We start from the raw sequence: 14,328 nt of genomic DNA on the forward strand, positions 1-14,328 counted from the left end.
ATATTATAAAGAATGACTAAAATAAATACATTGTGGAGAGGAAGCATGGGCTCAGCTACCTCTTTTGCGAAGGCATCAATGCAGAGTTTTGATTAAAGCAATGAAATAAAAGAAGGCATTTAAACCATCACCTTCCCACCAACAATGGCGCACGTCCGCGCCGTTAAAGACATGTTTCGTGAAGTAGACGATGATCGTAGTGAATGGCCACACTACGGCAGTTGAAACACGCTCCTCCACCAGCACACCTAAAGGAAATAAACTGCCACCGGTAGCATTATGTTTATTTTATGTTAATATTTGTGGGGATGTTTTTTAGTACCGGGCGAGAAAATGGAGCGTTATTTAATTCCGAGTGTATTTCAGGCAATTCAACTCTGCGATTTATTAGCGAAAGAAGTTAACGGACTGAGCGCGGCAGACATAGAAGAAGCCCTCTCCTTACCACAATCTACGGTATTCAGGTTATTAAGAACGCTGATCAGTGAACGGGTGGTTCAGAAACGCGGTAAGCGGTATTTCCACGGTAATCGGATTTATGAGATCAGCGCAACCAATGCTGAGGGGCGGTATCTGCAGCGCTTACTGGCTCCCGCCGTCGCGTCGCTGTTGGCAAATTGTGACTGTAGTGTAATTGTATCGGTTCCCAGTGAATTCAGCGCATTTATTATTGATGTAATAGACAGAAGCCCTAATCGAATTTCTTCTTTTCGGCCTGGTACTCGACTCTCCCTGCTTGATTCTGCGCCTGGGCACGTCATGCTGGCGTACCATCCCGATTTCACTGATAGTAACTTTAAAAGTACTATGAGGGATAAATTAACCCCGCCTTTCGATTCCAGCCTGGCTTTAAAACATCGCACACAAACCTGTACCCGAGGATTCGCGATAAGTTATTTTCACCCCAATAATACCACGATGCTGGCGATACCGGTTTTCATTCATCACGGGGAGCTAGCGGCCATTTTAGCCATTGAGCTGCCTAACGTAGAACGAGACACTCAGGTACTGCAGACGTGGGGAAACAAACTCAAGATGGTTGCCCGTCTGGCGTCAGCTTCAACTAAAACAGAGAAAGTCGTATGAAAATTCTGCATTACCTGGTTATCTGGTTTGGTATCGCCATTTGCGTGTTTCCGCTTAACGCCAGCGCGCAAGAACTGGCCTTTGATGGCGCTTTAGGATTCGGAAAATATACTGTTGGCGGTAACCAGGGTCGTATTCTCATTGTTGATACGTTGGCAGACAACGCCTCTGATCCTCAGCCGGGAAGTCTAAGATGGGCCGTTAAGCAGCCCTATCCCAGACTGATTGTTTTCGCCGTCTCTGGCGTAATTACGTTGGAGAAGGAACTGGAAATTAAGCACGGTAATCTCACTCTTGCTGGCCATACGTCAGAGCAAGGTATAGTTATCTCCGGTGCTACAACCTCTGTTGAAGCAGATCAGGTAATCATTCGCCACCTGCGATTCAGGCCAGGACACTTTCAAACCGAGGGAGATGCAGTCACAGTACGAAATACTCGCAACGTCATCATCGACCATTGCTCACTGAGTTGGGCGAACGATGAAGTAGGTTCTTTCTACAACAATCAACAATTCACTTTACAAAATAGTATATTGTCAGAAAGTTTAAATAACGCCGGACACCACAAAGGTGACCATGGATACGGCGGTATATGGGGAGGAAATCAGGCCAGTTTCCTGCGAAATATTTTGGTTAGCCACACTAGTCGAAACCCCAGACTTAATGGTTGGAGATTAAAACCGCCCTACTCACAGGAACAAGAGTTTATTGATATCAGGAACAATCTGATTGCTAACTGGAAAAGCAATTCCATGTATGGCGGGGAGAACGGTAAGGCAAATATCATTGGCAATGTGTTTATCCCTGGCCCGGCTACCAGGAACGTGTGGTTCTATCAACTGTGGGCAGAAGATGCGCCTCATACGCGGGTATATCTGAAAGATAATCTGATGTATCAGCACGAAGCTATGTCTGCAGATAATTTACTCGGTGTAGTAGTAAAACACCAAAAGCGGAAAAGTGATCAATGGCAACAGGCGCTGAACTCCCATATTGCTTCGCACCCTCTACATACTTCTGAAAACGCGGCTCCTAACGACAAAACCTTACCCACCTCCGAAGTCTGGACGCTGCTTCTTGATGCCAAAGACGTTGGCGCCAACCTGTCCCGTCAAGGTATACAGCACGATTCCGTAGATTCTCGCATATTGCAGTCAATAAGCTCCCATTCCTATACCGGTAAAGACGGCATCGTCGACAGCGAGAAGGAAGTTGTTCAGTGGGATAAGTACCGCCACGAGTTCGCCCCCACCGCTCCCTCGAATGATCGCCCGATGGCCGATGAAGCATGGAGAAAGCTGGCTTTGGAACAATAACAAGCCAGCTAAAATATTCATATATTAATAATTTGTTTATTAATTGTTAATAGAGAGTTTACCTTAGCGTATTTTCGATTCATACTGCCACCGGTGGCACGGCGTTTTGAATGTGAGGTTGCTGTGTCGATAACTGAATTAAAAGGAGTTCACAGCATGCACATGTTCAAATGGACAGCTATCGCACTGTCTGTATCAGTTGCATTTGCAACCGCAGCACAAACAGCAGACCCTGCCTCAACCACCGCTGACGACTCGCCAGAAACCCAATCACAACCTTCAGAAGCCAATGACGTTGAAATTGTCGAAGTAAAAGGCGTAAAACAAGCCGATCTTAAAGCCCGTGATTTAGAAAGAATGAAGAACGGTTTCAGTTCTGTAATTTCCACTGACGATTTGGGTAATTTTGTTGATCAAAACGTAGCGGAATCATTACGTCGATTGCCTGGCGTTACTCTGCAACGTTCTGAGGGTGAAGGGAAATACGTCACTGTAAGGGGGCTTGGTCCTGGTTTCGTTTCAGTAAATATGAATGGTTCCCAAATGTCCGGCGCAGGTGAAGAGCGAAAAGTGGGATTGGACGCACTGCCCGCTGATTTGCTGGGCACCATTGAAGTGTTAAAAACGCTTACACCAGATCAAAATCTCAATTCCATTGGCGGCACAGTTAATGTAAAAGCCATTTCCGCCTTTGATAGAGGTAAAAACACCTTAAAGATGCGGATTCAGGATGCCTATTCTGAAAATCGCGGCGCTCATTCGCCTAAGTTTAGCGTGGACGGTACCCAATTCTTTCTGGATAACACGTTTGGGATAGGCTTCGCCCTGTCTCATGAAGAACGCAAAACGCAAATTGATGAAACGCGCCATCACAGCACCACCGAAATGAAGTTTTATACGGCGGATCTGGGCAAAACTGAAGAGGAAATTGCCGCTGGTGAAGAAATTTTGGCACCGTCTCAGTTGGAGTACCGCCGTGAGGTAGCCGGCAGAACCCGTCAAGCCGCCGCACTCAATCTGGAATTTAAGCCCTCGGCAAACAGCTACTACTACGCAAAAGGCACTTATACACAGTTCGAAGATGACGATCTCGCACTGCGTGAATTTTACGACTTTCAGGATGCCGGCTCCGTCGGAGACGGTGAAATTGTTTACGTTAACGGCCAAACCAAAGAATTTATTTTAAGCGACATTGATGTCTTTCATCAGCAATTTATTCAGGAAAGCGACAACAAAACCGTGACCTTCAGCGTTGGCGGAGAGAACCGTTTCGCTGATCGCTTTGTCGTCGATTATGAATATGCCCAATCCCGTTCTGACGAAGACGCTATTGGTGATCGCCGGGTGCAGTTTAGGGAAAGAGACTTGATTGTTTATGGACAGGGTCTGCGTGACAATATTCGCGCACAAATTTTATCTCCTGAAGAAGCGGCAAATATAGCCGGGCTGACATACGATCCTGATAACAGCATCTTTGGTACTTCCGGCAGTGGCAATGGCACGGAACTCTCAAATTATCTGTTCGATAACTTGTTTTTAGAAGACGGCGTGCGTACCGATGAAATTAAAAGTGCCAATATTAATTTGCGTGCTGATGTTTTCAACAACTGGCTGAATTACGTCAAAGTTGGGGTGGAGGTCACCGAACGCGACCATGCTCGCGATAAAGATCGCTGGAGTTTCGCCCCCAGTGAGAGCGATTGTAGCGGTGATACCGCTTGTATTGATGCTGTGAACTCCACACTTGGCGATTACGCCAGCAGTATTCCAGAAGACAGTTCATTTCAGCTTCCTTTCGAAAGTCGCGCAACAGTCGAGGAGGTTGTCAACGCTACCCGCCAAACTGTAGAGCCAGCGACTGACGGCGAAGTGTCGATTGAAAGCACGAAAGGCGATTATACGATTGTGGAAAACACCAAGTCCGCCTTTGCCATGGTAGAAGTGCCTTTAGGTATGGATGCCACGCTTATTACCGGGGTGCGATGGGCAGAAACCGAATTTTTATCCACCGGGTATATGTCGCTTGAAAACGATGATTTTGAATTTAATGGTGCAGGTGCGGGTGCACTTGATATTGCCATTCCTCTGCCCGAAGCTTCGATTACATACAGTGAGTTTTTCCCCAGTGCCCACGTAAAATGGGAGCCTACTGAGAACATTCTGGTCCGTGGTGCAGTTTGGACCAGTTTCACTCGGCCGTCATTTAAACAAGCCCGTGCCTACGCTATTTTTGACAGTGACATTGAACTTTGCTCGCCTGGATCAGAAGATTGCGAAGATAGTCAGGATGGCGCATCAATGCAGCAGTTGAGCCAATATGTACTGGGTTCAGACAATGCACTGGACGTAGGCAACCCTAACCTCCTGCCAATGACATCTGTAAACTATGATGCCTCTATTGGGTGGTATCCCGGTGAAAACCTGTTTTTAGAAGCTGCGATTTTTTACAAGGACATTGATAAATTTATCGTGGATGTAAACGGTATTGGCATGTCGATCGCCGACCTACCCCTTACCCTGCCGGTTAATCAGGTAACGGAATTTGTCATCCCGCAGGATCTTTACCTAAATGAAATTAATATTACGATCAATGGCGACAAAGCTAAGGTGTACGGCGTTGAGTTGAGTTACAACCAGTATTTCGAAAATGGCTTCTTTCTACAGAGTAACGCGACTCTACTGGACAGTGAAGCCACCTTGGACAGTTCAATTCGCCAAGGCAAAGTTGCACTACCTGATCAGGCTGATACCACGTTTAATCTGGTAATTGGGTGGGAAAGCGAAACCTTCTCAGCACGCTTAATTGGCAACATTCGTTCGGATGTTTTAGAGCAAATCGGCTCATGCCCTGCATCTGCTGACTTAAGCGATCCACAAGGCTGTAAAATCTGGGGCGACCAATATCAGGCTGACGTGAAAAGTCTCGACTTTAAAGCACAATACGACGTCACTGACATGATTCAGGTTTACTTTGATGCCATCAACCTGACAGAAGAAGCTGACCTGCGTTACTTCCAGGGTAATGCCATGAGCGGCGGTAACATTCTATACCAGAAAGAAGAGTACGGCCGAAGCTACCAGCTGGGAATGAATATTAAATTCTACTGATTGTCCGTGTCGGGTGCTACGCCCGGCAAATCCAACTACTCATGCTTACGCGGACAAAGGTAACGTGCGCGTGGCATATCATGGAGGTTGAGTACGATGAAACTCACAAATGTCGCAGCCATTATTGGCGGTATCCTGCTGATAGCAGGGTGCGGAGAGAAAAGTTCCACAAACGTAAAATTGCCCCCTGATCCCGCTCTAACCGGAGTGTTTGTAGACAGCCCGGTGGCAGGACTTGGATATCAGTCCGATTCGGTAGCCGACGGCCAGACCAATGAAAACGGGGAATTTTTCTACTTTCGCGGTGAACAGCTCACATTTCACATCGGTGAACTGACGTTTCCTGCCGCCCCTGCTTCCAGTGTCATGTCGCCGCTGGATATGTTTACCACCGACAACGCCTTTCACCAATCGGTCGTAAACACCCTTCGTCTGTTACAATCGCTGGACACGGACGGCGATCCAGATAATGGCATCAGCTTAAGCAGCAGTGCTGCCAGCGTCGCAACCGCCACGTTAGACGAAGGGCAAACATTGGCTGACTTTTTTAACCAATCAGACGCTGACTTCGCCGCAGACGTTGAGGTGTGGCTGGGCGCAGCAGGTGGAGCAAGCAGTACGCTAGTGGATAAAGCCACTGCCATCAGTCACTTTGTGAACTACCTTGAAAACGAACGTGGCACCCTGTTTCCCAATACATTTGATGTCACCAAGTTCACCGGCGACATCTACGCGCCATATCTTTCGGGCAAAACGGTAATTCAGCGCACTTTCTCCTTCACTCCCGATGATGAAAATAACGTATCGGGAACCTACTCCAGCGTCTCAGATGAAAAAAGCCACAACGGCAACTATCATTTTGCCTTTGGCCGCAAAGTGCTCGTACTGGCGAGCGAAACCGAAACTCAATATTTGATTTCGCGGTCGTACAATACGGTGAATGACGTGTACAGCCTGTGCACTGTTACCGCGCAGCCGTCTTCGTCGCTAGTCTCTTATGTTGAAACCTGCCTGGCTGCAGACGACCCGATGAATGCTGTTTTCACCTTTACTGAGGCCCAGGCGGCAGCAGAATCCGAACGATTAGAAGAAGCAGCGAATTCCATACAAGCGGCACTGGAAGAAAATTTCGATACCGATACCGATACCTTTTTCTCATCTTCGTACAAAAGGCTAAGCGACGCACCTGACGCCGGCGCGCTTTATTATGTCACCGGTGGAAGCCCAATGGTTGACGCCTCCACAGGCCAAATGACGTTAGAAGGCGATCGGTTTACTATCGGCAATGCAGCCGAAAATCCGGCTGCCGTCACGTCGGCATCAGATACCGTTGGGCAGGGTATTTATAACCTGAGCGAAGGCTTTACCATCAGCTTTGATGTCGTTTCTCACAGTAGTGCCGGTACGCTCAGTTTGTACGTCGACAATAATACCACCGGTCAGGATAACTCAGTTCACGGCGGTGCGTCGAAGTTCGCCAGCATTGCCCTGGCAGACGGTGATTTAGCAGGCAGCCGCTTTTCCTACACCTACGCGCCCGGAGATGACGTTTCGGGAGGCGATCCCACCGCCTCTGATGCAAAAATACTGGACAGTTCAGTTACCAATAGTTTCTTCCAGCTTCGTACGGACTCCAGCGGTGTTATCACCATTGATAACCTGAAGATTGAAACTATTGCGGGCGCGGTGGCACCACCTGAACCGCCAATCGCACCGGAGCCTGAGGAACCGGAAGAACCAGTGATCATTCCCACCACGCCTTTACCGGTAAACTACAGCTTTGCTAATCTCAGCGAAGACATCTTTTCTACCAATTTCTCCGCCATCGAAAACGCAGCCGGCGAAGCGGTGCCCATGCTCACAATTACTGGTGGCGGGGTCACACAACTGGCCACAGGTATTCAGTTAGACGGAGGCCGCTTTACATTGGGTAACACTGAACCGGATGTGCAAAGCTCAGGCGAAGATACCTCCGTCAACGGCGCATTGGACTTAAGTCGTCCTTACCGGGTAATTTTCGATGTCATATCGGCGCAGGGCGATGAAGGCGACAATAACTTCCAGATTTACGTAGATAACAACACCTCTGGAAGCGCCAACTCTTACTTAGGCGGTAATTCGCGCTTTTACAATGAGCCCGTAAGTAGCTTGGTTGCCGGCACCACAGTTAGCATCGAAGGTCAGGTGGCCAGCCAGAATTCATACCTGCAATTCCGATCCGAAAGCGGTTCAGTGGTGGTTATCGACAATATTCGTATTGAATATATTGATGCCCTTGTGCTACTTGAGGAAACGTTCGAAACCGATTCCGACGCATTCTTTACCGCAGGTTATAAAGCTACTGACGGCAGCGGCAGTACATCCTTTTACAGCGTCACAGGCGGTGGTTCGGGATTAACCATTTCCAATGGCGCGCTTACTCTCGACAGTGCTCGTTTTACTTTGGGCAATACGGCGCCTGATGTAGAAACCTCAGGCGAGGAAAATGTCACCACCGGCATACTGGACCTGAGTCGTGAATACGTAATCAGCATGGATATTGTTGCAGTTGAAGATACAGAAGGTAACAATAATTTTATTGTCTATGTAGATAACAACACCAGTAGCGGTAGCAAATCCATTCATGGTGACGATTCTAAATTCTACAGTGTAGCGATAACCTCTCTCACTGCCGGGCAACGCCTGACGATTCCTGGATTCACGGCGACTTCGTCCTCTTTCTTACAGTTTCGTACAGAAAGCGGTGGCAAGGTAACTATCGATAATCTAGTAATTTCGTATCTGGACGACGCCCCCGACACCACGCTTTTTGAATGCAAAAGCGAGCCGGACCTGTATTTTTGTGAGGACTTTGCCGAAAGTTCGCTGGATAATCTGGAGCTGATAGCCGACAGCGCAGCCAGTGCCGGCTCCCAAGGCACCTTCGACATTCTCAACGACAACGGCAACAATGTTCTGCGTTATACGGCTGGCGGTGAAGGCGGCGAAATCTTTCTTCTGAAAGAAAGTGCATTGGCCGGCGTACCTGACACGGGAGACTATTTTGTAGAAGCCCGCATTCGTCCCCGTCAAAACAGCACCACGCGAAACAAACAGCTCTTTTTGCTTGGACGATATGAAAGTGCGGGTAACTGGTACGGCGGTGGACTGAACGTACAAAATGCCAATACCAGTACTCAGGTAGAAGTTGCCATTAGCAAAGAAGGTAGTATCAGCCGCCCGGTGCAGCTGAAATCGCCGATTGAACTGGGAGCACAGGACGATACTGACGGGGTGTGGTATCGCGTTCGATTTGACATGGTGGGGGATGAACTCACGGTTTACCTTAACGGTGAAAACATGGGAACTACCACCGACTCACGTTTCACCGCAAAAGGCCTGATTGGCCTGTTTACCAATAATCGGTCTTTTGAATTAGATGACATAAAAGTGGGCGATCCCACCGTCAAACCAGTGCAGCTATCGCTGGACTATACCAGCGCTACGTGGGAAACCACGACCAGCGAAGACCCGCTGTACATGTATGTCACTGCGGTCAAAAATGACGGCATCACCGAGGATAGCTTTTCCGTTGCCAGTAGCGATAGCCGCGTGGTGAGTGTTGCGCAGAATGGGCCGCAAGTGGTGCTCACCGCCAGTGCTGCAGGTACTGCCACTATAACCTTTACTTCCGGCTCAGACCCTACGCTGTATAAGACACTCACCGTCTCCGTAGGAGAAGGCTTTACCATGCCAGCTGGCAGCTACGGCGATCTGTTCCCGCTCACCAGCCCGTTTGCGGGCAAACAGAACGCCTATGTCGACACCACCTTGCGCCTAACCTTTGATACTGCGCCAACTCTAGGCGAGGTAGGAGAAATTCGTATCTATAAGCTTAGCGATGATACGCTGGTGGATGTCATTTCTGTGGGTACCGATTTGGATGCCATTGGTTATGACGGGCAAGACCGGCTACGTCACGTAACTTATCGTCCGGTACAAATTGATGGAAACGCATTAGTGGTTAAGCCGCACAATCATGTACTGGAGTATAACGAAAGTTACTATGTGGCTATCGGTGAAAGTGTAGTTTCAGATACAACCTTAAATGGCACTGCCTTTAGCGGGCTAGGCAAAGATGCAAACTGGACATTCCACACCCGCGAAGCCATGCCAGAGGGGACATCTTTACTGGTTGATGATGACGGTGAAGCTGATTTCAGAACCGTGCAGGGAGCATTAAACTACGTGATGCAACACGTAGCTGCTGATACTGCCTCTACCATTACTATTCGCGATGGCAGTTATGAGGAGTTACTGTTTTTGCGCGGCCAGAACAACATTACCATTCAAGGGGAAAGCCGTGACAACACCATTGTTTACTACGACAACTTTGAAAGCTTTAATGGCGGCAGCGGTAAATCGTCTGCATCTGGCACCACCGCGTCTGAAGGAGGGCGCAGTGTATTTTTAATTGAAGGCGCTGATAATCTCACTCTACATAATTTCACGCTGAAAAATTCACATATCCGCAGTAATGCGTATTCCAATCAAGCCGAAACGCTGTATTTTAACAACGACGAGGGCCGCTTAAGTGCTATAAATATGAACTTTGTCAGCGAGCAGGACACCTTGCTGTTAAAAGGCTACAGCTGGTTTTATGAATCATTGATTGCAGGTAACGTTGATTTTATCTGGGGATACGTTAACACCGCTTTATTTGAAGACAGCGAAATCCGTACGATTGGTGATTCTAAAGATGGCGATCCGAATGAAGATACCGCAGGCGGCTATATATTGCAGGCGCGAGTGCCAGATGTTAGCTACAAAGGCTTTGTCTTTTTAAACAATAGCTTCACCAACGGCCCCGGCCCTATCGGCAATGGTGTTCTGAATGACTCAACTTATATCGCCAGAAGCGGCGGCAGTGACAGCTACTTTGATAATATTACGCTTATCAATAACCGCTTCGACACCCACATTGCCGCTATTGGCTGGGCCGGTGAAGGCGTGCGCGATCAGCCCGCCTCCAATCCAGCCACACCCAGCGCCAGTGCCGGGTGGAGAGAATACGGCAGTATGGATATGCAAGGCAATTTGCTTGATTTAAGCAGCCGTGAATCTGTCTATTTGTTATCTGACGCTGAAGTGACATCGCTTACCTCCCGCGAGGCTATTTTTGCTCACTACAACAATAACCAAGGGTGGCTACCGACGATGCCGGCGGCCCCTGACATTCAGGCTTCAATACCAACTTCATCCAGCGGCTTCGCGCAATACAATTACACGCTTACCGGCGGCGAAGGTGGCAGCGTAGTGACTGTAGACAATGGGGCATCGTTACAATCCGCACTGGATACTGCTAAAGCAGCCAATACACCTGTTACCATATATGTTGACGGCACCATTACTGATGCCAACACTGGAGGTACAGGAGCGCCTATTGAGATTCGCGATATGAATGACGTGTCTATCATTGGAGTCGCCAACCGTGGAGAACTTGATGGTATTGGTATCTTGATTAAGCGCGCCAATAACGTGATTGTGCGAAACCTTAAGATTCACCATGTGCTGACAGAAGGCAAAGATGCAATTGCCATTGAGGGGGATACTGATGGTTCAACCACAAGTCACATCTGGATTGACCATAATGAGCTGTACAGCACGCTTTCGGTAGATAAGGATTATTACGATGGTCTGCTTGACAGCAAACGCGGCGCCAAGAACATCACCATTTCCTATAACTATTTGCACGATCACTGGAAAGGATCGCTGCACGGCCATACTGAAGAGGACACCGACAGTGCGAACACCGACCGCATGATAACTTTCCATCATAATCGGTTTGAAAATATTGAGTCGCGCCTTCCGCTGTTCCGCTATGGTGTAGGCCATCTGTACAACAACTACTATAATCATATAACCTCTACGGCGATTAATGCACGCCAGGGTGCTGAGCTGCGAATAGATAACAATGTGTTTGAAAACACCCAAAATCCCATTGTATCGTTCTACTCAGATGTCATCGGCTACTGGAATACTTCGGGCAACCTGTTTGGTGAAGGCGTTACCTGGACAACCCCGGAAGGCTCAGATGTGGTGGCAGGACCGGATGCTACGCCCACATCCAGCTATGAGGTGCCGTACGATTATACACGGGACGACACAGCCAGAGTGAAAGCCATCGTGATAAACAATGCGGGCGTGGGTAAAATCATACAGGATCCAGACACTATCCCGGATAAAGCGAATTAAACTAACGCGCCCAGCGATGTATGTTTGAAGCAAATGAGCCGCCTTCTTCAGAAGGTGGCTTATCATTAATTGAGAAGTGACCTTTCTGTTTAAGAGCATTTTAACTTGCCGGCCTCTTGGGAGGCAGATATTCAGCAGTATTTGCAGTAACGATGACAGTTGTAGAATATTTTTATGCGCCGGTGGCTCTTGAAGAAGATAATTAACACATACTCCATAAAAGCAACAGTAACGCACTCTCCTTCAAACCACGTTATTCTTAATCATCAGTAACAGCAAAGAAGCCTGCCAAAACCATGGACATCAAAGCCTACATCGACCATTTCCAAGAAATTTCCGCAATGGAACGTTCGCAACAATTCGATATTTTAGAGCAAGCTCGAAAAGAAGCTGAAGCGCATTTTCATCTTAAAGCGCTTGAAACATTACAACCCCTAATTCCTATTCTTCTCGTACTTGCTGTTGCTGCGCTGCTTTACGTCTTTTGGAGCTTTACCAGTTGGTTGCCTATAGTCGCACTGTTGGTGGGGCTGCTTATTTCGCGAGTATTGGTCAAAGAACTGGAAGCGCATTTAATGGCAAAGGGATTGAAGCGGGTACTCGCGCGGTCATCGGATAAATCAGAATAGCACTTGGCCGAACAAGCTGGCATAGTGACTGACTTCCAATATGAATTAAGGATCGACGTGAATCTGGAAAAAGCAAAGAAACGCATTGCTAAGCATGTAAATAAAGGATTTAAAGGGTACCCGTTAATTTCGTTAACCTATTACGGCGATTCAAAAGATGTGGCTAATGCAGTGGTTATCAGCTTTACCGCTGAAGAAAACGAAGAAGTACAGGAGCAACGTTTTGCCAGTGCCACTGATGTTCGCGAAGACGAAGTAATTCAAACTACGCTATTGAAGATAATTGAGCGCGCCAACGCATGTTCGGTAGTGGAAGCGCCTGGCGTTGCGCCTCTTAATGCCGGAGATGATTAGAAATAGCGGTAGCTTGGCTCTCGTCGCTTCCTAAAGGTCTAAGTGTAGCGGTAAGGTGCTGGCAAGCTAACGCCGGTAAAGCGTTTTAATCAAGTGATAGCCAAAGCGGGTTTTTACCGGCCCGTGTACCTTAAGTATCTCTTTTTGAAATACCACATCATCGAAGGCTTTCACCATCTGGCCACGTCGAAACTCGCCTAAATCACCACCTTTTTTGCCGGACGGACAAAGCGAATACCGTTTAGCCAACGTACCAAAATCTTTGCCTTTCTGTAACTGTGCCAACAGATCTGTGGCCTGCTTCTCCGTTTTTACTAGAATATGAACTGCCGCTGCGACTGCCATTTACTATGCTCATCTTAAATTTGGAAAGGTTTTAATGTATCAGAGGTTTCTGCAGCTCTCATAAGTAATTGGTAAAGCTTGTTACTATTCATGTTTAAACTCGAATTTACTGTGTTCCTTCCAGAAATTTTTTCAACCAGGCGGGAGGTTCTTTAGGGTTTGAAGGACCCATTCGGGTAAGACGGAAATGACCCTGATCAATTAATTTCTCAGGGTATCGCTCAAATCTCTGCTCATAATCACCATTAATCACATCCCTTAAAACATAGCGAAGGGTAAGTTTACTTGCAAATAAACTTCCTTCCAGCTTTGTTTGTAGTTCTCCCTTATCCTGTACCAGCCACTTTGGATGAAATGTCATATCTGCTGTTAAATTTGTTCCCGGATAATATACCGTAAAAGTTGCGATTTGCTCTGGTAGATATTTTAGCGTAACAAGTTTAAGCTGATCGTCGTTAACGGATTCTAACACACCACCCCAGTAACCAAATCTCTGGTTTTTAAATTTGGAGGCAATGTCTGCAACTTCTTCAGACTCATGTAATAGAAAGCGTTCAGGAGTGCTCTTTCCTTTAATGGGGAAAAGTTCATACCTGTTACTAGATATCTCACCTGACTTTAATTTCACAACTTCGGTTACTAGATAGTTTTTTTCCACTCGCTCGGTGAGTAATATTTTTAACGGCAGTTCTTCACTTGCTGTCACAGTCATAATTTGGCACGTAAAATCATCACAACTTATATCTTTATTACTGAAAGTAGTGGTTTTTTTATGCTGCATGCCCGAGGAAATATAATAGGAAATAATACTGTGATTGCCATCGGCATTGATCGTTAGCACTTCAAATGAAGCACCAGAGTTGTTTATACCCTCCCATGTACCTACCTTTAAACTACGAGGTTGTATAACTTCGCTGTGCGAATCACCCAATGTAGGAACAGCTTCTTTCTGTATAACTTTCGCCGTGCCTTCTAATGATTGAGAAGAGCAACCCGACACAGCAATCAACAAAATAACAGTAAATATTTTCATCATCCATTTTCTCTATACTTCCTTAATGAACTGAGGCTATCACACTGTTGTTCATCACTCCATACTCACCTTTGCAGCGTTCTCGAGCCTAGATTTTCGCGATCCTCCATCACCGCCACGTTTTCCGGACTGGCAAGTAGAATAATTCTTCGCTACGGTACCAAAGTTTATTCTTTGTAATTGATCCAGAAGATGTAAGGCAGCTGCCATCGGTTGCTCACAT

General features: G+C 47.2%; 8 protein-coding genes. 6 read left to right on the forward strand and 2 right to left on the reverse strand.

From position 1 onward, the window contains the following. Positions 1–333 precede the first annotated feature (333 nt). From CA267_RS08200 to CA267_RS08225, 6 genes are all read left to right on the forward strand, one after another. Complete coding sequence (locus tag CA267_RS08200) at positions 334–1,086, forward strand: IclR family transcriptional regulator (protein ID WP_075607941.1); 753 nt, start codon at positions 334–336, stop codon at positions 1,084–1,086. Further along, positions 1,083–2,402 (forward strand): pectate lyase family protein, encoded by a 1,320-nt coding sequence (locus CA267_RS08205; RefSeq protein WP_075607940.1) that lies wholly within the window; start codon positions 1,083–1,085, stop codon positions 2,400–2,402. The genes CA267_RS08200 and CA267_RS08205 overlap by 4 nt, the downstream gene beginning before the upstream one ends. Positions 2,403–2,558: 156 nt before the next feature. Next, positions 2,559–5,510, forward strand: a complete 2,952-nt coding sequence (locus CA267_RS08210) for a TonB-dependent receptor (RefSeq protein ID WP_075607939.1) — start codon at positions 2,559–2,561, stop codon at positions 5,508–5,510. 96 nt (positions 5,511–5,606) lie between these two features. Next, positions 5,607–11,744 carry a pectinesterase family protein gene (locus tag CA267_RS08215; RefSeq protein ID WP_097349252.1) on the forward strand — a complete coding sequence of 2,046 codons (6,138 nt, stop codon included), beginning with the start codon at positions 5,607–5,609 and terminating at the stop codon, positions 11,742–11,744. A 296-nt stretch (positions 11,745–12,040) separates the two neighbouring features. Continuing rightward, positions 12,041–12,373 carry a hypothetical protein gene (locus tag CA267_RS08220; protein WP_075607937.1) on the forward strand — a complete coding sequence of 111 codons (333 nt, stop codon included), beginning with the start codon at positions 12,041–12,043 and terminating at the stop codon, positions 12,371–12,373. 3 nt (positions 12,374–12,376) lie between these two features. Continuing rightward, on the forward strand, positions 12,377–12,727 hold the full coding sequence (locus tag CA267_RS08225; RefSeq protein ID WP_408609415.1) for a hypothetical protein: 351 nt from the start codon (positions 12,377–12,379) through the stop codon (positions 12,725–12,727). 66 nt (positions 12,728–12,793) lie between these two features. On the opposite strand, the gene ppiC is transcribed toward CA267_RS08225, so the two are convergent. Beyond that, on the reverse strand, positions 12,794–13,072 hold the full coding sequence (ppiC, locus tag CA267_RS08230; RefSeq protein WP_075607935.1) for a peptidylprolyl isomerase PpiC: 279 nt from the start codon (positions 13,070–13,072) through the stop codon (positions 12,794–12,796). A 106-nt stretch (positions 13,073–13,178) separates the two neighbouring features. Next, positions 13,179–14,108 carry a hypothetical protein gene (locus CA267_RS08235; protein WP_075607934.1) on the reverse strand — a complete coding sequence of 310 codons (930 nt, stop codon included), beginning with the start codon at positions 14,106–14,108 and terminating at the stop codon, positions 13,179–13,181. Between the last annotated feature and the right edge of the window lie 220 nt (positions 14,109–14,328).

Origin of the sequence: Alteromonas pelagimontana (assembly GCF_002499975.2) — a bacterium.
GTDB classification, from domain to species: Bacteria; Pseudomonadota; Gammaproteobacteria; order Enterobacterales; family Alteromonadaceae; genus Alteromonas; species Alteromonas pelagimontana.

Bases quoted from the DNA above. Each gene is read 5' to 3' on its own strand.
- CA267_RS08200 (WP_075607941.1), top strand. From the start codon at position 334: ATGGAGCGTTATTTAATTCCGAGTGTATTTCAGGCAATTCAACTCTGC.
- CA267_RS08205 (WP_075607940.1), top strand. From the start codon at position 1,083: ATGAAAATTCTGCATTACCTGGTTATCTGGTTTGGTATCGCCATTTGC.
- CA267_RS08210 (WP_075607939.1), top strand. From the start codon at position 2,559: ATGCACATGTTCAAATGGACAGCTATCGCACTGTCTGTATCAGTTGCA.
- CA267_RS08215 (WP_097349252.1), top strand. From the start codon at position 5,607: ATGAAACTCACAAATGTCGCAGCCATTATTGGCGGTATCCTGCTGATA.
- CA267_RS08220 (WP_075607937.1), top strand. From the start codon at position 12,041: ATGGACATCAAAGCCTACATCGACCATTTCCAAGAAATTTCCGCAATG.
- ppiC (WP_075607935.1), bottom strand. From the start codon at position 13,072: ATGGCAGTCGCAGCGGCAGTTCATATTCTAGTAAAAACGGAGAAGCAG.
- CA267_RS08235 (WP_075607934.1), bottom strand. From the start codon at position 14,108: ATGATGAAAATATTTACTGTTATTTTGTTGATTGCTGTGTCGGGTTGC.